The 22,864-nt window shown below is 54.2% G+C and carries 16 protein-coding genes; 13 read left to right on the top strand and 3 right to left on the bottom strand.

The window, feature by feature from the left end; genetic code table 11:
* Nucleotides 1-18: 18 nt before the first annotated feature.
* The 5 genes from NMUL_RS13130 to NMUL_RS13110 all read left to right on the top strand — a co-directional run bounded on the left by NMUL_RS13130 (nt 19) and on the right by NMUL_RS13110 (nt 6,776).
* The gene (locus tag NMUL_RS13130) at nt 19-1,962 is read left to right on the top strand and encodes an XrtA/PEP-CTERM system amidotransferase (protein ID WP_011381807.1); all 1,944 of its coding nucleotides are present in this window, start codon (nt 19-21) and stop codon (nt 1,960-1,962) included.
* A gap of 140 nt (nt 1,963-2,102) precedes the next feature.
* Nucleotides 2,103-3,065 carry a polysaccharide deacetylase family protein gene (locus NMUL_RS13125; RefSeq protein WP_011381806.1) on the top strand — a complete coding sequence of 321 codons (963 nt, stop codon included), beginning with the start codon at nt 2,103-2,105 and terminating at the stop codon, nt 3,063-3,065.
* Entirely contained in the window at nt 3,062-4,003 is a 942-nt protein-coding gene (locus tag NMUL_RS13120; protein WP_011381805.1) for a GNAT family N-acetyltransferase, read from the top strand. The genes NMUL_RS13125 and NMUL_RS13120 overlap by 4 nt, the downstream gene beginning before the upstream one ends.
* Nucleotides 4,004-4,194: 191 nt before the next feature.
* Nucleotides 4,195-4,887: a TylF/MycF/NovP-related O-methyltransferase gene (locus tag NMUL_RS13115; RefSeq protein ID WP_011381804.1), complete on the top strand. Its 693-nt coding sequence runs from the start codon at nt 4,195-4,197 to the stop codon at nt 4,885-4,887.
* 47 nt (nt 4,888-4,934) lie between these two features.
* Complete coding sequence (locus NMUL_RS13110) at nt 4,935-6,776, top strand: HAD-IIIC family phosphatase (RefSeq protein WP_011381803.1); 1,842 nt, start codon at nt 4,935-4,937, stop codon at nt 6,774-6,776.
* A 77-nt stretch (nt 6,777-6,853) separates the two neighbouring features.
* Here the strand turns inward: NMUL_RS13110 and NMUL_RS13105 are convergent, their stop codons facing one another.
* Both NMUL_RS13105 and NMUL_RS13100 read right to left on the bottom strand, forming a co-directional pair.
* Nucleotides 6,854-10,213 carry a VanZ family protein gene (locus NMUL_RS13105; RefSeq protein WP_011381802.1) on the bottom strand — a complete coding sequence of 1,120 codons (3,360 nt, stop codon included), beginning with the start codon at nt 10,211-10,213 and terminating at the stop codon, nt 6,854-6,856.
* A 59-nt stretch (nt 10,214-10,272) separates the two neighbouring features.
* Nucleotides 10,273-11,634: a right-handed parallel beta-helix repeat-containing protein gene (locus NMUL_RS13100; protein WP_049783124.1), complete on the bottom strand. Its 1,362-nt coding sequence runs from the start codon at nt 11,632-11,634 to the stop codon at nt 10,273-10,275.
* A 136-nt stretch (nt 11,635-11,770) separates the two neighbouring features.
* Between NMUL_RS13100 and NMUL_RS13095 the strand changes: the two genes are divergently transcribed.
* The 5 genes from NMUL_RS13095 (at nt 11,771) to lolD (ending at nt 17,001) form a co-directional block, all read left to right on the top strand.
* Nucleotides 11,771-12,199, top strand: coding sequence for a Fur family transcriptional regulator (locus NMUL_RS13095; protein WP_041352631.1), 429 nt, complete (start codon nt 11,771-11,773; stop codon nt 12,197-12,199).
* Between the two features lie 57 nt (nt 12,200-12,256).
* Nucleotides 12,257-12,643, top strand: coding sequence for a hypothetical protein (locus tag NMUL_RS13090; protein WP_041352629.1), 387 nt, complete (start codon nt 12,257-12,259; stop codon nt 12,641-12,643).
* Nucleotides 12,644-12,932: 289 nt separating this feature from the next.
* The gene (locus NMUL_RS13085) at nt 12,933-14,921 is read left to right on the top strand and encodes a TonB-dependent receptor (RefSeq protein WP_041352628.1); all 1,989 of its coding nucleotides are present in this window, start codon (nt 12,933-12,935) and stop codon (nt 14,919-14,921) included.
* Nucleotides 14,922-15,086: 165 nt separating this feature from the next.
* A complete protein-coding gene (locus NMUL_RS13080) occupies nt 15,087-16,331 on the top strand; it encodes a lipoprotein-releasing ABC transporter permease subunit (RefSeq protein ID WP_011381797.1) in 1,245 nt (414 codons plus the stop codon).
* Nucleotides 16,324-17,001, top strand: coding sequence for a lipoprotein-releasing ABC transporter ATP-binding protein LolD (lolD, locus tag NMUL_RS13075; RefSeq protein WP_011381796.1), 678 nt, complete (start codon nt 16,324-16,326; stop codon nt 16,999-17,001). The genes NMUL_RS13080 and lolD overlap by 8 nt, the downstream gene beginning before the upstream one ends.
* A gap of 109 nt (nt 17,002-17,110) precedes the next feature.
* Here lolD and NMUL_RS13070 read toward each other — a convergent pair whose 3' ends face one another.
* Nucleotides 17,111-17,707, bottom strand: a complete 597-nt coding sequence (locus tag NMUL_RS13070; RefSeq protein WP_011381795.1) for a DUF2062 domain-containing protein — start codon at nt 17,705-17,707, stop codon at nt 17,111-17,113.
* A 140-nt stretch (nt 17,708-17,847) separates the two neighbouring features.
* Here NMUL_RS13070 and NMUL_RS16545 point away from each other — a divergent pair, with 140 nt between their 5' ends.
* The 3 genes from NMUL_RS16545 (at nt 17,848) to NMUL_RS13060 (ending at nt 22,648) form a co-directional block, all read left to right on the top strand.
* Nucleotides 17,848-17,973, top strand: coding sequence for a hypothetical protein (locus NMUL_RS16545; protein WP_256326881.1), 126 nt, complete (start codon nt 17,848-17,850; stop codon nt 17,971-17,973).
* Nucleotides 17,973-20,372, top strand: a complete 2,400-nt coding sequence (locus tag NMUL_RS13065; protein WP_041352627.1) for a ComEC/Rec2 family competence protein — start codon at nt 17,973-17,975, stop codon at nt 20,370-20,372. Before NMUL_RS16545 ends, NMUL_RS13065 begins: the two co-directional genes overlap by 1 nt.
* Before the next feature lie 86 nt (nt 20,373-20,458).
* Nucleotides 20,459-22,648 carry a RelA/SpoT family protein gene (locus NMUL_RS13060; protein ID WP_011381793.1) on the top strand — a complete coding sequence of 730 codons (2,190 nt, stop codon included), beginning with the start codon at nt 20,459-20,461 and terminating at the stop codon, nt 22,646-22,648.
* Nucleotides 22,649-22,864 lie beyond the last annotated feature (216 nt).

The raw sequence follows: 22,864 nt of genomic DNA, 5'->3' as shown, positions 1-22,864 counted from the left end.
GGCGGAAGGAAAAATAACATGTGCGGAATTGTGGGCCTGTTCGATACTCGCGGCAAAAGATCAATCGACCGGCAATTGCTTCTGGGAATAAATCAGGTTCAGGTACACCGCGGTCCGGATGAAGGAGAAGTTTACACCGAGCCAGGACTGGGTTTCGGTCATCGTCGTCTCTCGATTATGGATGTTTCCAGTGGACAGCAACCGCTTTTCAATGAAGATGGTAGTGTGGTGGTGGTTTTCAATGGCGAGATCTATAACTTCGAGACGCTTGCCAAAGAACTTTCCAGCCGGGGTCACACCTTCCGGACACATTGTGATACCGAAGTCATTGTTCATGCCTGGGAAGAGTGGGGTGAACGCTGTGTAAACCGCTTCCGCGGCATGTTCGCATTCGCCTTGTGGGATCGCAACCAGGAGGTCCTGTTTCTCGCGCGAGACCGGCTGGGCATCAAGCCACTCTACTACAGCCTGCTGGATGATGGGACTTTCGTTTTTGCATCAGAGCTCAAGGGAATCCTTGCCCATCCCGGTTTTATCCGGGATATGGACGTTCATGCCATAGAAGATTATTTTGCTTATGGATATGTGCCGGAGCCAAAAACCATCTTCAAGCAGGCATATAAGCTTCCCCCGGCGCATACTCTGAAGCTCAGCCGGGGACGAACCGTACTTCAACCTCAATCCTACTGGGATGTTCCGTTTACGGCGCATTCTCCCCTGAGCCTGGAGGAAGCCCGGAAAGAGTTGATTGCCCGACTGCGTGAGTCGGTGAAGGTACATTTGATGACCGAAGTGCCCTTGGGCGCTTTTCTGTCCGGAGGCGTGGATTCGAGCGCGGTGGTGGCAATGATGGCGGGCCTCATGAACGAACCCGTCAATACCTGCTCCATTTCTTTTGGGGATCCTGCTTTCAACGAATCTCAATATGCGCAAAAGGTGGCGGACCGCTATCATACGCATCATCAGGTAGGCCAGGTTGACCAGGACGATTTCGACCTCATAGACCAGTTGGCTTCACTGTACGACGAGCCCTTCGCGGATAGTTCGGCCATGCCTACCTACCGGGTTTGTCAACTGGCCAGGAAACGGGTCACTGTTGTCTTATCAGGGGATGGGGGGGACGAAAACCTTGGGGGCTATCGTCGTTACCGATGGCACCTCTATGAAGAGAGAATGCGATCCATTTTGCCGTTGGGACTTCGCAAACCCTTGTTCGGCCTGCTCGGGAATCTGTATCCCAAGGCGGATTGGGCGCCGAAAGTATTGCGTGCGAAATCTACCCTTGAAGCTCTCGCGAGAGATTCTGTGGAAGGCTATTTTCACAGTGTTTCGATCATGAAAGACGGCATGAGGCGCCGGTTGTTCAGCGAGTCCTTCAGGCGTGAGCTTCAGGGGTATGGGGCAGTAGAGATCCTGCGCAGGCATGCGGATAAATGTCCGGTGACAGATCCTCTTTCTCGTGTTCAATATCTGGATATGAAAACATACCTGGTGGGTGATATTCTTACCAAGGTAGACCGCGCAAGCATGGCGCATTCCCTGGAAGTACGCGTGCCTCTCCTGGATCACGAGCTGGTCGAATGGATATCGGGGCTTCCCGCATCCATCAAACTGCGCGGGCATGAAGGCAAATATGTATTCAAGAAAGCCCTGGAACCCTACCTGTCAGACGACATTCTTTATCGCGACAAGATGGGATTCTCGGTTCCGCTCGCAAGCTGGTTTCGCGGCCCCCTGCGTCAGCGGATAAATGATGCACTGCTGGGACCCGTTCTGGTGGATACGGGATTCTTCAATGGCGCATTTCTGAGGGAAATGCTGGACCAACACCAATCGGGGCGGCGCGACTATAGCGCTTCCCTGTGGTCGTTGTTGATGTTTGAATCGTTTTTGCGCCACGTGCTTAATGCCGAGCAAGTGCACGCTTCCGGGGAAGGGCTGAGGCTGGTTCATTTTGCGTGAGCAGATTGTGGCGGAATCGAGATTCGTCGGCAGATCGGGGCGGAGGGCGAAATCCTGGGGCCCAAGCGTTCCAGGTCTTTTCACCCGCCGGCTCATCCTGATCCGGTAGTCGATAGCCGTTAAATTCCGCGAGTGGTCCGATGCTGGATGTATTCCTTACTGTTGATGTCGAGGTATGGTGCAATGGCTGGGAGGACCTCGACGCCAAATTCCCGGCAGCGTTCCGGAGATATATCTATGGTCCTACCCGTAAAGGAGATTATGGCCTGCCGTACCAGTTGCGCCAGTTGCGGGACTATGGATTGACCGGAGTATTTTTTGTTGAACCCCTGTTCTCGACGCGGTTTGGCCCTGATCCGCTGGTGGAAATTCTCGGCCTCATTCGGGAAGAAGGTCATGAAATACAGCTTCATCTCCATACCGAATGGGTAGACGAATCAAACCAGCCATTGCTCGACAATGTGAGCCGCAAAAGACAGTATCTGCGCTATTTTTCACTGGAAGAACAAACAATCCTGATACAGACAGGAGTGCTGTTGATCGAATCAGCGGGAGCGCCGCGCGTAAATGCATTTCGTGCGGGAGGTTTTGGCTTCAACCGGGATACGTTGCGCGCCCTGAATGTAAACCAGATCGCTTTCGATAGCAGTTACAACGCGAGCATGCTCGGACAGGATAGCGGTGTCAGTCCTGAAATGCCCTTGGTGGAGCCCGTCGAATGCGAAGGTGTGTACGAATATCCGATGACGGTCTTCGACGGGGGCGTGGGCGGATTGCGGCATGCCCAGTTGACTGCATGTTCTTATCAGGAGATGGAGGGTCTTCTCTGGCAGTCGCTGGAGTCCGGACGTAAAGCTTTTGTTATCCTGTCGCACAATTTCGAATTGCTCAACCCGTCGATGGATCGTCCGGACGAAATTGTAATAGAGCGTTTTCATAAACTCTGTTCTTTCCTTGATCGGCATCGGGATTGTTTTCGCGTACGGGGTTTTCATGGCCTGATGCCTGTGTCTGTTCCCCTGCAACCCGCTCCACTCACCTCACCGGTCTGGAAAACGGGATTCAGGATCCTCGAGCAGGGTTTGCTCAGGAGGCTTCGTTGAATCAGGCATGGCATTGTCAACAGGTGCCGATAAAGATACAACTGGGTGACAAGACCTTGCTAGCCCCCAGGTTGTGGTTACAGGTGCGGGAAGCGGGACTTGACGATGAAACACCCCCCGTGGCCGAGCCAATGGCGCCCGCTGATCCCCTCCATGAAGGAAGCCAGGGCTTCCTGCTCAGATCGCTGCGCATCGCCGGACCACAGCCCGTGCTACGGAGGCAGGGCGCTTATCTGTGTTATGTGCCCGCGCAGTATCCCCGCTATTACATTGATATGCAGCAGTCGTTTGCGGAATACAAGAGCAAGTTTTCCTCCAAGACACGCTCGACTATCAGTCGCAAAATACGGAAGTACACAGAGCATTGCGGTGGCAGTATCTCTTGGAGAGTCTACAAGTCTCCTGGCGAAATGGCCGAATTCTTTCGGCTGGCCCGCACTGTGTCCAGTACAACTTACCAGGAAAGATTGCTCGACGCGGGGCTGCCTGATTCCGCAGAATTCTGCGAGCAGATGGAGCGGCTGGCTCAACAGGGTCGCGTTCGCGCGTTCCTTCTTTTCCATCGAGATAGGCCCGTCTCATATCTTTACTGTCCGATATCAAATGGAATCGTCCTCTACGCATATCTCGGATACCATCCGGACTATATGAATTTTTCAGTAGGCACGATTCTGCAATGGCTGGCTTTGGAGTACCTGTTCGACGAAAAAATTTTCCGCTTGTTTGATTTCACCGAGGGCCAATCAGAGCATAAAAAACTGTTTGCCACTGACAGTGTTCAGTGCGCCAACGTTTTTTTTGTTCTAGCTAATATGCGCAATATATGTCTGCTCCAGTCGCAAAGGGCAGTTGATCATTTCAGTAAATTCACGGGTGACAAATTGGAACAGCTAGGTGTCAAGGCGTCCCTGAAACGGCTGATGCGATCAGGAAGGTAGTTTTACAGGGGACGGAAATGTGCTCTTTATATGCTTCGACGCTTAATGATCTCATAACTGCCGACGCTCATTGGCGCAGCATGCAAATGCGGGTGGTATGCATGTTCTCCGGAAAAATAAGTGAGATACCATCCAATTCCGCCGTTCTATTGAATTTAAAGTTCACGCTATAAATCGACGTTGTTCAGATCATGATAAAAAATGCTGTAAAAAAAATTATAGACATGGAGTGGTTCGCGCGCATGATGGAGGTGCTGGATCACCGGTCCGATAATCGTATGACTGAGCTTGGAATGTTGAGCCAGGCTTTTGAGTTCATCAAGATCAATGAAGTCTGCGGAGATTACCTCGAATTCGGATTATGGAGAGGAAAAACCTTTGGCTATGCGCACAGGATGAAGCATCGCTATCGCAGGCAGGATATGAAATTATGGGGGTTTGACTCCTTTCAGGGATTACCTGATACCGGAGCCCATCCAGATAACATCTGGTACAAAGGACAGTTTGCCTGCAGTCGCCCCGAATTCGAGTCGATTCTGAAATCGCGAGGCATTCGTTCTTGCGAGTACGAGCTGGTCGAAGGTTTTTACAGAGAGAGTCTGAATGACGCAACGCGCCGGCGGCTCGCGGGACGCAAAGCGGCGATCGTCTATATCGATTGCGACCTCTATGATTCCACGGTCGAGGTACTCGATTTTATCCAGCCGTACCTTGTAAATGGCTCCATCGTCTGCTTTGACGATTTCTATAACTACAAGGCTGATCCGGAGCAGGGCGAGCAGAAAGCCCTTTCAGATTTTTTGCGGAAGGAGAGCGGCATATGCTTCATTCCTTATATGGCATACGCGCCCTTGGGAAAGTCATTCATTTGCCGCCGGACATGATTTCGCATTCTCAGCGACGTAACGGATGATTGGGGTAAATCGGCGTCATGTTCGAGTTCGATAAATACGAAAAGCAGTTGCACGAGGATCGCGAGCTGGCTCCTCGATCGTCTTACGAAGCGGTTCGCGATATCGAGCAAATGTCCTTGCTCATGTGGGGTGAGCACTGCGTGGAATGTGCAGCCCCGAGCTGCTTTGCAAGTTGCGATCTATATCAGAGCCGGCCCGATACGCGATGCCGTCGCCTGACGTATGGGATGTATCGCAATCCCCGTTTTCCATCGGCGCGGGGCTACGGCGCAGAGGTTTCATTCAAGAAATGGGGCAAGATCGAGGCCCGGGGTAATACACTGCTACTGCCCTCCGGCGTGGCCCTGTGGACCGAACGCATGGTCGATTTATCCGCACCGCTGATTAATATTGTCGGGGCCTTCGTCCAGCGCGTTACGCGGGACAGCCGCTGGTCATATCTGGAGCATACGCTCCTCGAACGGCTCGGGCGCTGGCTGCATCGAAGGAATGATTCCAATTCCAGACAGCAGCCGAATCTTTTCCTGCTGGAAGTATACAATCCGATGAATGTTCCCGTTCGCATGCAGCTGGGCATGTCAGTCGCCAGCCCAGGGGGCAAATTTTCCTCGGCTCAGCTTCCACTCCCATTCCGGGCATCGGTCACATTGCCTCCCGGTTATTCCCGTCACGAGTTCCAGCGGGAACAATTCTCGAGGATCACGGAATGCGGCCTTCCGTTTGACATCGCCATTATCCCGGATGGGGAGGGTACTGCACGCCTGGTATTTCTGACTGCCGATTTCGTAGTTCGAGCCGAGGCCGCAAGGATAGACATTTCCAGTCAGCCGAAAATCAAGTGCGTGGTGTGGGACCTCGACAATACCTTATGGGACGGGATATTGCTCGAGAATGAAGGGGTTGGTTTGCGGCCAAAGGTACTCGAGTTGCTGCGCTTCTTCGACGAACGGGGAATCCTGCTCAGTATCGCAAGCAAGAACGATGAATCCAGCGCCTGGCGCCGGCTGGAAGAATTGGGTATGGCGGATTATTTTCTATATCCTCAGATCAACTGGCTTCCCAAGAGCGAAAATATCAAGGCAATAGCGGAGCAACTCAATATAGGACTCGATACCTTTGCTTTCATCGACGACAATCCATTCGAACTGGAAGAAGTATCACGGGCCTTGAAGGGGGTCACCTGCGTGAATGCAGAGAAGATCGCCGATCTTTTCTCGAATCCGCGCTATCAGGGGTCCACCAATGAGGATGCGAGAAAACGCAGCCAGTTTTATCGCGAAGAATTCGTGCGCAGGAAAAGTGCGACCCAGTTTGGGTCAGATTATCTCGGATTCCTGGCAGCATGCGAAATAAAGCTCTTTGTCGATCTTTATACGGATGATGATCTGGAACGTGTGTCCGAACTTGTCCAGCGCACGAACCAATTGAATTTCTCAGGGCGCAAGTACCAGAGGAGCGAGATTCTGCCTATTCTGGCGAATCAGGAAGTAGAGAAATACGTGCTGCGTTGTTCGGATAACTACGGTTCTTATGGTGCTGTTGGATTCTGTATTGTTCGAATCGAAGAGAAGGAGATACGCATTGAAGATTTCATGCTCTCCTGCCGGGTGCAGGGGAGATTCATTGAGCAGGCTTTCTTCAATTATCTGGTGAACAGACCGCGTGAGCAAAAGCCCCAGAGTTTGTGGGTTAATTTCAGACCCACAGGGCGCAATATTCCGGCCCAGCAGGTGCTTGAAAGCCTGAATTTCGTCTCGTGCTCACCTGATAACGGACTGAGGGTTGATCTCAACACCCAGTCGTTCAAGTGCGACTTTATTTCGGTGAGTTCCGCAGCGGTCATGAGAGATCAGATTTGATGATCCTTGGTGTTCAGTGACAATCCCTGCTCGATTCGAGTGAACTGGACGCGCCGAATATAAATGCGGCGACGATATCATGGGTTGTTCCGCATCATGGCAGAGTGCTGCCTTGTCTGAACAAAAGGCGCCTCGGCGATCAATCCCGCGATCAGTAACAGGTAAAACAGGAAACTGAGGCGGGGTTCGTCTGACCAGCTGTTCAAGACGCCAACGGCGAGGAAGGCCGTGAACGATGCGCATAGTACCAGGCTCAGCGGATCATCTCTCCAGGCGCGCGGCAACCATCGTACGATTGCATAGCCAATGAGCGCAAGGAAACAGAGCAGTCCGAACCAGCCCTGTTCAAAGAAAACGCTCAGGTAAAGATTTTCCACGTGCCATGGCCAGTAGTTATCTGTCGAAAAAAACCAGTGATGCATGCCATCCGAAAAATCGCCATTACGTACCAGATTTTTTCCGGAGATATCCAGCAGCCTTACGTTGTCCACATCCACTACCGTGCCAGGTTCACCATTGTAGAGGGATAATATTACGGGCCTTGGGAGTCGGCTTCCCGGTGGTCCGAAATTCTTGGCATGAATTTGCACCTCCAAATGAAACCAGTTCCTATCGGGTGCATTAATTCGTAGCGGCGGGTTCGCGCAAGTATAAGAATAAAGCATTGCTTTTTCGCAGACCACCGGAATCAGGATGGGATTTCCAGTCTTCGTGCGCAAATCCATTGCAAGCGTATACGATTGTTCTGCCACAACTGCCACGGTTTGCTCAAAATAGAGAGGATCGCCACTACCGAGTCGTAACAGGCTGTTCCCGTTTTCGTTGACGAACCCATAAGTGGCCGGGCGGGAGGGTGCGTTTGAGTTCCAGAAATAGGCTGCTGGAAACGAGCCCAGGCCCATGCCAAAAAGCGACGCATTTTGCCTCTGAATAATGCTCACGACATCATCCCAATGGGCAGCGCGCACGTCCATGTCCCGCTCGGCTATTGCCCAGCGTGTCTGGCTATACTGCCCACTGAAGATGGGCCATGTAATGACTGTCGCAACGCCGGCAATCAGAATCACTGCAACCATGTTGGAAAAGCGGTGCGAATTCCCGCGGGCTGCAAGCTTCAAGAAGCCGAGCAGCAGAACCAGGCTCCCCAAGGCAAAAGCCGCCTGGCCACCCCGGGAGAACGTCACCATCACACTATATCCTCCCAAGCCATACAGACCCACCGCCAATAACGTAACCCAGGCACGGCGTTGCTCCCATGCAAGAAGTGCCACGAATGGCAATGTGGCGGTCAGAAAGGCTTCGATATAAGCTCCACCGACATGCATGCCCGGGAAAGGTCCGGTGATGCGGTAGTCGTCCTCAAAATTGAAAAGTCCCGGAAATGTAGCGCGTTCCCATAATACATAAGCCACCGTTCCTGCCAGTCCCAATGTCATTCCCAGAGCGAGACGGTTCGTGGCGCGCAGCGGCTCTTCCCATTGAAGTGCAAGCAGAGGCATAAAAGCCAGAACAAATAGCAAACCTTTGCCCGCCCGTAACGCATTATAAGAACTGATGTAGCTCGAGAAGGCGTTATGGTCGAGTATCGCCAGTGGGAATAAGCCGATGACGAAGCTGATCGCTGCGGATAGTACAAAAAGGAAGAACAGCAGGCGCCCGAATCTCCTCAACGAACGTTGCGGAGGCAATCTGGAGCCGAGCCTTAGATATCCTACCCCCAGGGTGACCAGGAGCACTGTATCAAACTCGGTCCAGAACAATCGGCCGGTCCAATGCGTTAGATCAAGTAGCGGTAACAAGGCGGGCACGCAGACGAGCCATAGACCGGGCTGCCGCCAGAGCAATGTTGCATATATGATAAGAGATAAAAAAACCCACCCTGTGCTGAGCGGAGTCGTCACCACAGCCCAGGTCGCGAAAACGATAGCAAGGACACCGGCGGCCACTGTCCAGCGAGGACGTTCCTTCGAGAGAAGCTGCTCAGCCCGAGGGATTTCCGCAAACTTCTCCAGAATCGGGGTCAAATAATGGCGGGACGCAATTTCCTCAGGCTTGAATCGCGCAGATGATGCCGGCGTGTCAGTCTGAGGGATAGAGAGTGCATGGAGCACCCGATAGGCTCCCATCGCTGCCGCCACCGCTATCAGGATATTGGTCGGGTCTGGATGCTTCGCCGTAATGAAGAGCTTACCGGCTTCAATAATACATGCAACTATTCCTGCAACCAGTCCAGCAACGACTGTTCTCCGTTGACGGTCTTGTTGCCACTCGCTCCGGAAACTGCTCCAGTGCCAGAGCCATAAGCCTGCCCCGATAGGTAGATAGAGCGCAGCTTGAAATAACAGGCTTGCAAGCGCGACTGTTTCAGTACTGAAATAGTGATAGTAAAACGGTGCGAAGTGTATGTCTCCAAGCTTCTCCAAACCCTCGGATACTCCCAGTCGATCGCCCGAAAACCAGCCGTTCAACCACGCAAGCGCCCCCAGGTAGGGGAGGATACACAGGGCCAGTACAGGGTTGATGTACCGGCGCAGCGCGGGCCAATCCACCCCCGTGGCAACCGGTATCAGTCCGGCTCCAAGCGCCAGGCCTGCTGCACGTGAGATGACTGAAGCTCCCTGACTGATGCCGGACGCAATCGTCAATTGCAGGCTTTCGATCAAAACTCCCAGTATTGCGCCCGTAATTGTTGCGGAAAGAAGTAGGGAAGGCAGGGGGGGTTGCCTGGGCTGTCGAAAGATCAGCGCGGCCAGCGGCGCGACCAGAAGTGCCTCCGGGATGAGTCGTAAAAAGCACTTTTCACCGCAGTTCGGCGCAAATACCCACCCGGCGGCACCGGAGGCCAATTTGTCCCGCCACTCGTCGAAGGACAGTAGAAAATCATAAGGAAATAAGCTGAGTACTGCATACAACAGGGCGTACGCGACCAGTATGCCCTCTCGTGCCTGTGTTCCTCCATTGCCAATGGTTTGGGGCAGACGCGTCAGGTGTTTCCCAATAACAGGCCAGAGCGCAATCCCTAATATCGAGCCGGCAATCTCCGCAAAAATATCGTTCAGCGAGACGGTGCGAGGAGCAAAGAATTGCTGGATAAATTCCACGCCTAGCGCAACTGTCAATGAAAGCAGCAGCGACAACAGCATGCCGGTCGACATCAACCGGGGTTGCCGATTTTCTCCCACCAGCCAACCGCAGAGCAGCAGCCCGAAAGGGATATATAAAAGCAGGTTGGCTACCAGGTCTGCACGGCTGGCTACTCCCAGTTTCAACAGCGGGATATGCTGGAAATTCGACCATGCGGCGGAAAGCGAGAGGCCATTCCAGTGGAATGGAAGCAAGCTTCCATATACGATAATCGCCAGATAGATCAGGACAGGGCCAACAAGCGATGACGTGTTGAGCTGATATTGCGCTGTCGAGTTCGTGGCGTTAGTCAATGATGTGGCTCAGAGAGAGGTATTTTTGTTCGACGTGTTCGATGCTGTAGGGCTAAAGTCTACCTCTGCATAAGTTTTTTGGCACTGTAAAATTCAGGCTTTATTTCCAGCTTCGGCATCCAGCGTTCCGGCTTATTTTTTATATTAGCGTAAGCACCAAAACGAACATCTTCCACCGCGCCGTCGAAATCTTTTTCCGAGTCCGGGTATAGACGTAACCGACCGGAATCAATGGAAGGAAAGCGCCATTTGCCGGGTAGCAGGGCAAGATTCATTTGTCCCAGGGGCGCGAATGGCTTGATAAGAGATTCGCTCGCAGCCTGATATCTGCCAACAAGATTTCGCCTGGTCGGGTAGCCCGCTAAAGGTATCCGGGCAAAAATGGCATTACCTTCCATCCAGTGCTGATCAGTTAAGTCTTCTTTTCCAGTCGACAAAGTGATACCGGTATGTCGCGCAATCACTGTATTGTAAAACACGCTGATTACGCGAGGAGTACCATTGTGAGGCTGGATGCGCACTGCATCGCCAGAGTGATTTACAAACACGTTATTGTACAAAGCAATGTTTCCCTCGCCTTGGAACAATGATTCGTGCGGATTCTGATAAAAGAAATTGCCATAGATGAGATAAAGATCATTTGATCCCGGGCCGGTAAGAGGCCAGTGGCCGACCAGTACATTCGGTCGGGTCCACTCTCTCGCTCCCCCATTTACCTTGCTGAAAACATTATGGCGAATAATCGTTGTGCCAGGTTCGTGCGGCATTCCCGGCAGCGCGGGACGAGGTGCCTGATGCTTGATCTGCAAGTTGTAGCCTATCGTGTCAACGATCAGATTGTGCTCGATCAAACCGGCCACAAACGGCGCGCGGCCGTCCGAGTTGCCGAGATAGAGCCCAGTGCCTGCGCCTTCGATGATATTTTTGCGTATTATCCAGTTCCAGGCGGGACATTTGGTGGAGATGGCCACGGTCTGCTGGTTGTTGCCATGACCGCGCACGCGTAACCCCTCAAGGGTAATGTGATGTGCCCAGTCGGCATGTCCCTCGCATTTTACCCCGTCCACCGGTAAGTTGTTGCCCTCGATGTCCAGATCACGAAGGACGATGTAACCGGAATTGAGGATGCTGATGGTGTTGTGACCCGGTCGCGCCCGGAAGGCTGGGGGATTTTTTTCACTGGCTCCGCTAATCGTGATGGGTGCATCCGGGGTTCCATGAAGATGGTGGACTGGCAATCCCTCCTTATAATCTCCTGGCGCGAGTTGCAGGTGGTCGCCCGGCTTGAGTTCCTTCAGTAGTCCTCGATAATTGGAGGGCGTTCCCTTATGCGTTGGCGCTGCGGAAGCGGGCGAGCATCCAGAAATGATATAGGCGAGCATGCCCGCAAGCAGTAAAAAAAGGACGCGTCCTGGTTTCATCGTTACCTGTTACAACTGTCCTGCCACCAATGCACTGCAAAGGCAATGCCATGCATGCGGATCTCGACGCACGCGATTGCAAATGCTTGCCTTTTCAGTTATAGTAAATGCAACTCTGTTGCAAACTACACCACAAATGCATTTTTTGATTGATCTTCAGAAAAAAGCCGAAGAGATGATCCGTCACCGCGGGGAGCGTATCACTCCCGGACGGATTCATATCCTTGCCATGCTACTGTCGGAGCGGCGAGCTGTCACGCATCACGAAATTGAAGAGCGATTGAAGGGCGAACATCGGTTTGATCGGGTTACGCTCTATCGGGTGCTGGAGTGGCTGAATGAGAAAGGCTTTGTGCATCGGGTGGTGAGTGCGGATAGAGTCTGGCGTTTTCGTGCCAACCTTCACGAACATTCGCAGCAACATGCCCACTTTGAATGCTTGCGTTGCACAAAGGTGGTTTGTCTCAATGAGGTCGAGACTACGCACGAATTTGTCCTGCCGGCGGGTTATCGTTCCCGGGAAGTTGAGTTGACTGTTAAAGGCTTGTGTGCCGAATGTGTCTGATTGATGAATCGTTGCTGATGCAGTAAAGACACCGGAATGAATAGCGGTTGGTCGATAATGTTGCGTAAGCAATCATTTCTGGTTCTGCTGGCGCTCGCGCTGGCATGGGTGCCCGTCCTTCAGGCGGCGCATGCGCTGACTCACGTCGGGGAAACCACCGCAGGCGACATCGTTTCCGAGGTGGAAACGATGGAGGACGCTGCAGTCAAAGATGTAATCCCTCCTGTGGCTGACGAGGCGGAGGGTGAAGCCGACAACGACCGGCTTTGTCTCGACTGCCTTGCGCTGACAGGTTTCAGCGTTATTTTCTCTATCCTTGTAATTGTATTTTCGAGTCAGACAAGGCGGCAGGCGCGTCTTTATCGAAAATCACAGCCTCTTTTCTTCAATTCTTATACCTCCTACTCCACGCGCGGCCCTCCCGTGCAAGCTTGGCGCGCATAGGCCATGCACGGCCACTGAGCGTTATTTAGCGAGGAGATTCTGATCGAGATCGTCAGGTGTTTACGGTCGATCGGACAGATATTCCGTAATCCAGTAAATCGAAATTTATCCAGGGTGACCGGCATCCGACCATATCTGCCGCCCCCTTGCGGCAGTAAAGTTGTGTCGCTTCGATTACCCGTTTTCCTGCCGGATTTATGCAATCAACATGAGTTGTACAAATTGTGATTTTGCGTGCGGACCTGTTCTCCGTGCGCATGAAGGGTCGAGTTCATACGCTGCATTGGCGATGGCAACGCTGCTCGCGCTCAATGCATCCTCCGTCCAGGCTCAAAAAGCGGAAAAAATTGAGCTACTCAATCCCGTAGTTGTCACCGCAACCCCTTTTGAGGACCGCACTGAGCTGGATATAGCCCAGCCCGTCTCCGTATTGAAGGGAGATGATTTGCGGAGGAAACGCGAAGCCAGCCTGGGGGATACCCTTTCCCATGAACTGGGCGTGACATCAAGTTTTTTCGGACCGGGCGCCGGTCGTCCCATTATTCGCGGTCTCGATGGGCCACGCGTCAGGGTGTTGGAGAACGGCATCGGTACGCTCGATATCTCTTCAATCAGTCCAGACCATGCCGTTACTGCCGAATCTCTCAATGCGTCGCAAATCGAAATCCTCCGGGGTCCATCAACTCTTCTCTACGGCAGCGGCGCGTCGGGTGGCGTGGTCAACGTCGTGAACGGCCGTATTCCAAAACAACTGTTCAAGTCGATAAAAGGCAATATCGAAGCGCGTGGGAATACCGCGACCGAGGAGCGTGCCGGCGCCTTCAATGCAAGCGGAAGTATCGGGCAAGCATCCTGGAGCGTCGGGGGGTTCAAGCGCAAAACCGACGATTACCATATCCCGGGACGGGCGAATGAGAGTGATCCCGGCAGCCGGAAAGGAATTGTCGGGAACAGCGCCATCAATTCCGGCGGCTTGTCCGGGGGGGGCTCGTATGTCGGGGAAAGAGGTTTTGTAGGCGGCTCGATCTCCCGAATGGACAACGAATATGGCATTCCCGGACCGGAAGGTTCGAAGATCGATCTCAAGCAGACGCGCTATGATCTGGCGGGTGAACTGGACAAACCCATGGCCGGTCTCGAGAAGCTCAAGGTGCGCATGGGTTACAACGATTACAAGCACAACGAGATCGAAAGCACGGGTGAAGTTGCGACCCGTTTCAAGAACCAGGGACTGGAGAGCCGCGCCGAACTCACGCATGCTACTGTGGCAAACTGGAACGGCGTATTCGGTGTGCAGTTTCGTAACCGACATTTTTCCGCCTTGGGCGAAGAGACCGTGGTACCCGTCACCAATTCCCATTCGGTAGGTGTGTTCCTGGTGGAAGAACGCAATTGGAATCGATGGCGCCTGGAACTGGGCGGTCGCGGCGAGTACGCCGCCCAGAATCCCAAAGACGGTCATCCCTCACGTTCCTTTGGTCTCTACAATGTCTCCGCCGGGATTTTATGGAAATTCCTGGATGGCTACGGATTGTCATTGACTGGCATTCGCGGTCAGCGCGCGCCCTCGACAGAGGAACTGTATATCCATGGCGCACACCGTGGAACCGCCACCTTCCAGAGCGGAAATAATGGATTGAGAAGCGAGACCACAAACAATCTCGATCTGGCACTGCGCAAGACCAGTGGTATGGTGACGTGGAAGATCAATATATTCCATAACTGGATCGACAATTATATTTTCGTCCAAAGTGCGGACACGAATGGAGACGGTGTGGCCGATCGCGTGAATCAGGAAGGGATGCTGGAGCCCACGGGTGAGTTTCTGGTACAGAACTTTGCACAAGGCGGAGCCAGATTTTACGGTGCCGAAGCAGAAACCGTTCTCACGTTGAAGCCGGACGAAATCGACCTGCGCCTGTTCGCGGATTACGTAAGGGGAAAACTTGATAACGGAGGGAATGTGCCGCGCATCACGCCGTTACGCTTCGGCCTGGAATTCAATCACAGAACCGGCCCCTGGACGTCGAATATAAGTGCCACTCGGGTGATGCGCCAGAACGATCTGGCGGAACTGGAGACAAGCACGCCCGGGTATACGATGGTGAACATGGAGGTAAGTTACCGCATCAAGAAGACGCGCTCCAACGGCATTCGAATCTTCCTCCAGGGCAGAAACCTGCTCGATGAAGAAATGCGTGTTCATACCTCTTTCCTGAAGAATTTCGCACCGCTACCGGGCAGGGCGCTCGTCGCTGGGCTGAGAGGGGAGTTTTAGCAGGCAGAGCAGTTTCGGAGGAGGTCAGATCCGGCGCAGGACGGTGCGACGTCATGCAGGGGAGCGCGCGTGGGGTCTTTGACCGCAATGCTCAAGCTCTCCTGTTAACCCTGAGCAGAATGTGGCAAACTTCGCAGTTACGTCCTAATCAGGCTATATCGATCCGTGTCCTCGTACGAACTCTTCATCGGTTTGCGTTACACCCGCGCCAAGCGCCGCAATCACTTCATCTCGTTCATTTCCCTCATTTCCTTGCTCGGTATTACGCTTGGGATGACAGCGCTCATTACCGTTATGTCGGTTATGAACGGATTTCAGAAGGAAGTCCGCTCGCGCATCCTCGGTGTCGCGTCCCATATCCAGGTGAGCGGCGTGGAGGGTACGCTGACGGATTGGCGAAAAGTTGCCGAAGAAGCGCGCAGGCATCCCGAGGTGGAGGCCGCTGCACCCTACATCAGCGCACAGGGGATGGTGTCGTTCGATCAGGCCGTGAGCGGTGTGGCCGTGCGAGGCATCCTGCCTGGCATGGAGGATCACGTGGCAGATCTCGGACGGATGATGATAGACGGCAGACTGGAAAATCTGGCGCCGGGAGAGTTCGGTATAGTCATCGGCCGCGAGCTGGCACGCTCGCTGGGGGTTTTTACGGGTGACAGGATCGTATTGATCTCGCCACAGGGACAGGTGACGCCTGCAGGGATCATTCCGCGCCTCAAGCAGTTCACGATTATCGGGATATTCGAAGCGGGCCATTTCGAATACGACTCCGGGCTCGTGCTCATCCATCTGGCAGATGCACAAAAGCTGTATCGCATGGAAAACCAGGTATCAGGCGTGCGCCTCAAGTTGCATGATCTTTTCAAGGCGCCGCAAGTCGCGCGTGAGCTCGTGCCGCTGATTTCCAGCGATGTCTATATCAGCGACTGGACTCGCCAACACGCCAATTATTTTCGGGCCATACAGATCGAGAAACGCATGCTGTCTCTCATTCTTGCACTGATCATCGCAGTGGCGGCGTTCAATATTGTCTCCACATTGGTGATGGCCGTGACGGACAAGCAATCGGATATTGCGATATTGCGCACCCTGGGTGCGAGTCCGCGCAGCATCATGAAAATCTTTATCGTGCAGGGAACCTGGATCGGGGTGGTCGGTACCGCATTGGGGGTCATCGGCGGCGTGTTGCTTGCCTACAATGTGGAGGCGGTCATTGCGATGATAGAGCGGTTGTTCAGCGTGCAGTTCCTGTCCAGCGAAGTCTACGTCATCAGCGAAATTCCCTCCGACCTCCAGTTCGATGACGTGATTGCCGTCGCCATCGTTTCCTTCGTGTTGACACTGCTGGCAACACTCTACCCGAGCTATCGCGCTTCAAAGATCAATCCGGCCGAGGCGCTGCGGTATGAGTGACAATATCATTTCCTGCCGCAACCTGCGGAAGAGCTATTATCAAGGCCAGATCGAGGTGCCGGTCCTGATGGGAATAGACCTGAAGGTGGGAAAGGGAGATACCGTCGCCATCGTCGGCGCGTCCGGCTCGGGAAAGAGCACGCTACTGCACCTGCTCGGAGGTCTCGATGTTCCTACCGGCGGGGAAATTCGCATCCTGAGCCATGAAATTGCTGGCATGGGTGAAGCAGAGAGATGCGAGTTGCGTAACAGGTCACTCGGTTTCGTTTATCAGTTCCATCATCTGCTGCCCGAGTTTACCGCGTTGGAAAACGTGGCCATGCCGCTTCTGATCCGTCGTATGGCCAAGGCCAAGGCCTACGAAAGCGCCCGCGAAGTCCTGCAGCAGGTGGGTCTGGGACATCGGCTGACGCACACTCCTGGCGAGCTTTCGGGAGGCGAGCGGCAGCGGGCTGCCGTGGCGCGTGCATTGGTGACCCGTCCAGCCTGCGTGCTTGCGGACGAACCTACGGGCAATCTCGACCGGCGCACCGCGGGAGAAGTGTTCGATCTGATGCTCGAGCTCAATCATGATGCTGGCGCGAGCCTTGTCATTGTCACACATGATCCCGATCTCGCCAGAAAGGCCGGCCGAACCCTGCATCTGGAGGATGGCCTCCTGACCGTGTGAGGCCAGGCACCGGGGTTGGGTTGATTGCTCCTGTCCGGCAGCTTCCAGGAGGGTCCACAGCTCTATCAGGCTTCATTCCGGTATCGGTCGATAGCGGTAAAGACTTGTTCTATCCGCTATCTCCATCCATTTCATCCATATTCTGCTCATTCTTTTGTCTGCGTCGCTTTGCGCGCTTGCGCCATTCATAAATCGCGAACAAACGCCACCCCGCGCGCACCGCAAAATAGCCTGTTGAAGAAAGTAATAAAGCCAGCAGAAACATTCCGACCAGCAAAGGCTTGCCGAGTGATACCACCCACTCGATCAGGGCAGGCCCCCACTCGCCGATACTTTTATCCATTAGATGCAATCCCACTTCGGGCATGCCGTTCGACGTGCCTCCCGTTACAAAAGTGCCGATTTCGTAGGCAGCCACATAGATCGGCAGGATGGTAAAGGGATTGGAATAAAGCGTCGTTATGACTGCTACGGGAAGGTTGACCTTGAAGGCAACGGCGAATAACGCGGCAAAAAAGAATTGCACGGGATTGCTGCCGGGGATGAGCCCGGTGAACAATCCGACGGCAAAGCCGCCAGCGACCGACCTCCGATGCAGATGCCAGAGATTGTGGTGTTGCAGTCGCTCGCCGAAAAGGGCAACAAACCGGTTGCGCCGGATGGTTTCGTGGGAAGGCAGGTATTTTTTGAAAAATTTTCGAAACACAGGGGTGGCATGAAATATATACAGGGACAGGAGCTAGGGAACTCCAATAAATCCTCCAGTTTACCCAGCGACAGGGTCCTTGATACAAACATACACCACTTGCTCAGCTGAAGCTATGGGCATATGAAATTCTGCGTGCAATGAAAAAGGCATTTGTGGACGCGCCTCTGTCAGCCGCCTTGTCTGTTTTCTCTGGCTTCTCCGACGATTTTTATCCCGGCTACCATGGCCGCCGGTATGCTCTGCTGATGGCAGGAAATCGCTGATGCGACTTTGTATTCTGGCATTTGTTGCCGGGGTGGTGCTGCTGCAACAGCAGCCAGTGCTGCCAGCGCTTGCAGGTGCGTGGGCTCTCTTCCCCGGCATGGCGTGTGGAATTCTGCTGCTTTCCTGCCGTGCCCCTGTTTTTGCTCGGATCGGCAAAATGCTTTGGGTTTGCCTTTTCCTGGGAGCAGGTTTTTACTGGGCGACTGCTTTTGCGCAATGGCGCTTGAACGATGCGCTCCTGCCCGAGTGGGAAGGGAGAGATATCCAGGTAATTGGCGTGGTTGCGGAGTTGCCGCAAACCGGCAGGACCAGTGTGCGCTTTACTTTCGATGTTGAGCAGGTGTTGACGGAAGGTGCAATCGTGCCTGCCCGTCTTTCTCTTTCCTGGTATAAGGAGCGCGGAAGCGGCTTTATGCCAGGACCTTCAACACCTCCCCTCAATGCCGGGGAACGCTGGCGGCTTACTGCACGGCTCAAGCGCCCCCATGGAACCGCCAATCCGCATGCTTCCGATTTCGAGCAGTGGGCGCTGGAGCGCAACATTGGGGCCACAGGCTATGTGCGCAAGGATGACGAAAATATACGCCTGGAGAAAGTGGTGGGACGTCCCGCTTATCAGGTCGAGCGTCTGCGCCAGGATATCCGCGATAATTTCCTTGCCGCGCTGCCCTATCAGGCTTATGCCGGTACCCTCGTTGCGCTGGCGGTGGGGGATCAACGGGCGATTCCACACGAGCAGTGGCAGGTATTCACGCGGACGGGGATAAACCATCTCGTCAGCATATCCGGCCTTCATATCACCATGCTGTCGGGGCTTGTGTTTACGATGGCATACTGGCTATGGCGCAGAAGCTATCATTTGACGCTGCGGTTGCCAGCCAGGAAAGCCGCAGTCATAGCCGGGCTGGTGGCCGCGCTCGGTTATACGCTGCTGGCCGGTTTTGCGATTCCGGCACAACGCACGCTCTATATGCTCACCGCGGTCGCCGTTACCCTATGGCTTGATCGTTCCATTGCCATGACCACAGTCCTGGCCTGGGCATTGCTTGCAGTGGTGGCTCTCGATCCATGGGCAGTGCTTTCACCCGGCTTCTGGTTATCCTTTGGCGCCATCGCGGTCATCATGCTGGTATCTGTCGGCCGCGTTGGCAGGCCGCATTGGCTGAGTAGTTGGACAACGGTGCAGTGGGCCATAACCCTGGGCCTGATACCTCTTTTATTGGCGATGTTTCAGCAAATATCGCTGGTTTCCCCAATCGCCAATGCGGTGGCGATTCCACTGGTGAGTCTTGTCGTGGTGCCGCTGGCCCTGCTCGCAACCCTGCCGCCCCTCGATTTTCTGTTGGTACCGGCACATGCAGCGCTGGATGGTTGCATGACCGTAATGGAATGGCTGAGCAATGCGCCTCAGGCCGTCTGGAGCCAGCAGGCGCCGCCTTTCTGGGCAGTAGCCGTGGGGACGGCGGGCATTTTCTGGACGCTGTTGCCTGGGAAATGGGGTTGGCAGCTCGGCCTTGGTACCGGTTTCCCTGCTCGTTGGCTTGGTCTCGTCGCGTTGCTGCCGCTGTTTCTGCTGCCTCTCCCAAAACCGGAGCAGGGAGAGTTGTGGCTGACCGTGCTGGATGTTGGGCAGGGACTGGCGGTCCTGGCGCGTACGGAAAATCACACGCTGCTCTACGATACGGGCCCTGCCTTTACGTCCGAAGCCGATAGCGGCAGCCGCACCATCGTTCCATTTCTCCGCGGGGAAGGGATAAGGCATCTCGATGCAATGATCGTCACACACGCCGATTCGGATCATAGCGGCGGAGGGTTGTCCGTGCTGCAAGCAGTACCCGTCGAATGGCTCGTCTCGTCGTTGGGCGAGGATCATCCCATACAACAGGCTGCTCTCAACAAGCGCCGGTGCAAGGCGGGGCAGTCGTGGGAATGGGATGGCGTTCGCTTCGACATGCTTCATCCCCTGGAAGAGAGCTACAATGATCTTCGCCTCAAGAGTAACGCCTTGAGTTGCGTGTTGAAAATTACCACATGGCACGGAAGCGTGCTTCTGCCGGGGGATATCGAGAAAAAATCCGAATATCAATTGCTCAAGCGTTATGGGGAGGCGCTTTCCTCAACGGTATTGATCGCTCCTCATCATGGCAGCAAAACTTCTTCCACCGAGGAGTTCGTGCGGAAGGTGAATCCGCGGTGGGTAGTATTTACCGTAGGTTATCGCAACCGTTTTGGCCATCCAAAAGAGGAAGTTGCGGAGCGGTATCGAGCGGTGGGAAGCAGATTGTTGCGCAGCGATATCGATGGTGCCATATTGCTGCGCTTTGGCGGTAACGACCTTGCCGTGGAGCGGTGGCGCGTTCGGCGGATGCGTTATTGGCACGATTCAGCAACGCTTTAACCGGAAATAAAGCAATTATGAAAGGACATGAGTAACATGGGGGCTCAATTGAAAAAGGCCGTTCCAATACTCACTACACCCGTTCCATGAGCGCTCCCTCCCTCATTTCCGGAAAAGGGGACGGACCTTTCCGGCTCCATTCCCCGGGTTCGATCTTCTCCCCGACAGAAATCGATCTGCTCCGGGAGGCACAGGTTTTTTGTGAACCCCTGTATATGGATAAAAGCCTGCCTAACGGTGAATTGCTCTCTTCGCATGTAGATGGACTCGCGGCGATTCTCGCGGGACTGCGCGTGGACAGCGATACACTGGCAGCAGGAGTGCTTCATGCAGTTCCGGAGTATCTGGAGGGGTATGAAGAAGAATTGGCAACCGCTTTTGGTCCAATAGTCGCTCATCTCGTGGAAGGTGTGAGGCGCGTCGGCCGAATCCAGGTGCTGCGATCTGCAAACAGCACAGACAATATCGGGAATGGCAGTGCTCAGATTGAAGCATTGAGGAAGATGCTGCTCGCAATGGCGGAAGACATCCGCGTGGTGATCATCGCCCTGGCCGACCGGTTGCAGACGATGCGCTACGTTGCTGCCCGCAACGTTGCCGGAAGATGGGAGGCCGCTGAGGTCACTTTGAATATTTTCGCGCCTCTCGCCAATCGCCTGGGGTTATGGCAAGTGAAGTGGGAACTGGAGGATCTATCGTTTCGGATCACCGAGCCCGAACGTTATAAAAAAATCGCCACGTTGCTGGAGGAGACTCGCCGCAGCAGGGAACAATATATCGCGTTGGTGGTTGACAGGTTACAAAACGAACTGGGTCACGCGGGGATCAAGGCTCAAATTACAGGACGCCCCAAGCACATTTACAGCATTTACAGAAAAATGAAACGCAAGGGTGTGGATTTCAAGGAAATCCAGGATACCCGGGCCGTTCGCATTCTCGTGGACGAAGTCAAGGATTGCTACGCGGCATTGGGATTGGTGCACAACCTCTGGATGCCGATTCCCAAGGAGTTCGACGACTATATTGCCAAGCCGAAAGGCAATGACTACCGGTCGTTGCATACTGCAGTAATCGGTCCGGAAGACAAAGTGGTCGAAGTACAGATCCGGACCCATGAGATGCACCGTCATTCAGAGATGGGTGTCGCCGCGCATTGGCGCTACAAGGAAGGTGCAAAGCGGGACGCGCGGTATGAGGAAAAGATCGCCTGGTTAAGGCAGATACTGGAGTGGAAGAATGATGTCGAGGATGCGGGAGAACTGGCTGAGCATTTCAAGGTGGCACTGTTCGAAGATTCGGTCTATGTACTGACGCCGCAAGGAAAGGTGATCGCGCTGCCCAAGGGAGCCACTCCCGTGGATTTTGCATACCATGTGCATAGCGACCTGGGGCACCGTTGCCGCGGTGCCAAGGTGGATGGCGTCATGGTGCCCCTCGATTACCCGCTGCAAAATGCGCAAAGAGTGGAGATCATTTCGACCAAGCAGGGGGGACCCAGCCGCGACTGGCTCAACCCTGCATTGGGTTATATCAGGAGCCAGCGCGCCCGGGCGAAAGTGAGGCAATGGTTCAGCAGTGAAATGCGTACTGTTTCCCTCACCCAAGCCCGGGCTTTGGTGGAAAAGGAACTGCAGCGCCATGGCATGACTGCGATGAGCCTGGATAAGCTGGCAGTGGAGTTCAAATTTGCCAGACTTGATTCCTTTCTTGCAGCCGTTGCAAGGGGTGATATCAATGCGCGCCAGCTATCGGCATTCTTGAGCGGGGAGACAGAATCGGGTCTACCCGGCCCCGAAACGCCAGTCATCAAAAAGCAGACTCTCACTTCGAAACCGCAGGGAGACATACTCGTCGTCGGGGTCGACAAGTTGCTCACCGTACTGGCAAAGTGCTGCAAGCCTGTACCCCCTGATCCCATCATTGGTTTTGTCACCCGTGGGCGGGGAATCACCATCCACAGGGCGAATTGCGCCAATGTGGCCCGGTTGTCAGGAGAAGGCAGGGCGCGCCTCGTCAGTACCCAATGGGATTTATCCAAAAATGCCAGTTACGCCGTAGAGGTGGAGATTCGGGCGCAGGATCGTCAAGGATTGCTGAGCGATATTTCGGGTGTTCTGTCGCGCGAAAAAATTGATGTAGTCGCTACCCGCGCCCATAGCGGCGACCTGAATGCGACCATGCAGTTCGTGATCAAGATTGGCAATGTCGATCAATTGCAGCGTGTTCTCGGGCTGATAGCCGGCGTCCCCGGCGTCATATCGGCCACGCGCAGATAAACGTAATTCAAGTTCCGGCAATGTCCTGTCAGCCCTCCGATACTCCGCACAGCAATTGATCGCAACCCGACCAATGGCAGCAGGTGCGTTCGCAACTCCCCCAGCAGATGGAGTCAAGCGGCCAGGGAAGGCAGGTGCGATCATCACGTACAGTGCAACCCTCTCCCGGTGGAGTGCACGGCCGCGGGGAGCAAGCTGTGCCATCAGGGCGACAGC

This window comes from Nitrosospira multiformis ATCC 25196 (genome assembly GCF_000196355.1).
GTDB classification, from domain to species: Bacteria; Pseudomonadota; Gammaproteobacteria; order Burkholderiales; family Nitrosomonadaceae; genus Nitrosospira; species Nitrosospira multiformis.
The sequence above is the reverse complement of the archived record's forward strand: the minus strand, read 5'-3'. Positions and strand labels throughout refer to the sequence as shown.

What these genes read in the sequence shown, in the direction of transcription:
- NMUL_RS13130 (WP_011381807.1), top strand. Translation starts at nt 19, where the DNA reads ATGTGCGGAATTGTGGGCCTGTTCGATACTCGCGGCAAAAGATCAATC.
- NMUL_RS13125 (WP_011381806.1), top strand. Translation starts at nt 2,103, where the DNA reads ATGCTGGATGTATTCCTTACTGTTGATGTCGAGGTATGGTGCAATGGC.
- NMUL_RS13115 (WP_011381804.1), top strand. Translation starts at nt 4,195, where the DNA reads ATGATAAAAAATGCTGTAAAAAAAATTATAGACATGGAGTGGTTCGCG.
- NMUL_RS13110 (WP_011381803.1), top strand. Translation starts at nt 4,935, where the DNA reads ATGTTCGAGTTCGATAAATACGAAAAGCAGTTGCACGAGGATCGCGAG.
- NMUL_RS13100 (WP_049783124.1), bottom strand. Translation starts at nt 11,634, where the DNA reads ATGAAACCAGGACGCGTCCTTTTTTTACTGCTTGCGGGCATGCTCGCC.
- NMUL_RS13095 (WP_041352631.1), top strand. Translation starts at nt 11,771, where the DNA reads ATGCATTTTTTGATTGATCTTCAGAAAAAAGCCGAAGAGATGATCCGT.
- NMUL_RS13090 (WP_041352629.1), top strand. Translation starts at nt 12,257, where the DNA reads ATGTTGCGTAAGCAATCATTTCTGGTTCTGCTGGCGCTCGCGCTGGCA.
- NMUL_RS13085 (WP_041352628.1), top strand. Translation starts at nt 12,933, where the DNA reads ATGGCAACGCTGCTCGCGCTCAATGCATCCTCCGTCCAGGCTCAAAAA.
- lolD (WP_011381796.1), top strand. Translation starts at nt 16,324, where the DNA reads ATGAGTGACAATATCATTTCCTGCCGCAACCTGCGGAAGAGCTATTAT.
- NMUL_RS16545 (WP_256326881.1), top strand. Translation starts at nt 17,848, where the DNA reads ATGAAAAAGGCATTTGTGGACGCGCCTCTGTCAGCCGCCTTGTCTGTT.
- NMUL_RS13065 (WP_041352627.1), top strand. Translation starts at nt 17,973, where the DNA reads ATGCGACTTTGTATTCTGGCATTTGTTGCCGGGGTGGTGCTGCTGCAA.
- NMUL_RS13060 (WP_011381793.1), top strand. Translation starts at nt 20,459, where the DNA reads ATGAGCGCTCCCTCCCTCATTTCCGGAAAAGGGGACGGACCTTTCCGG.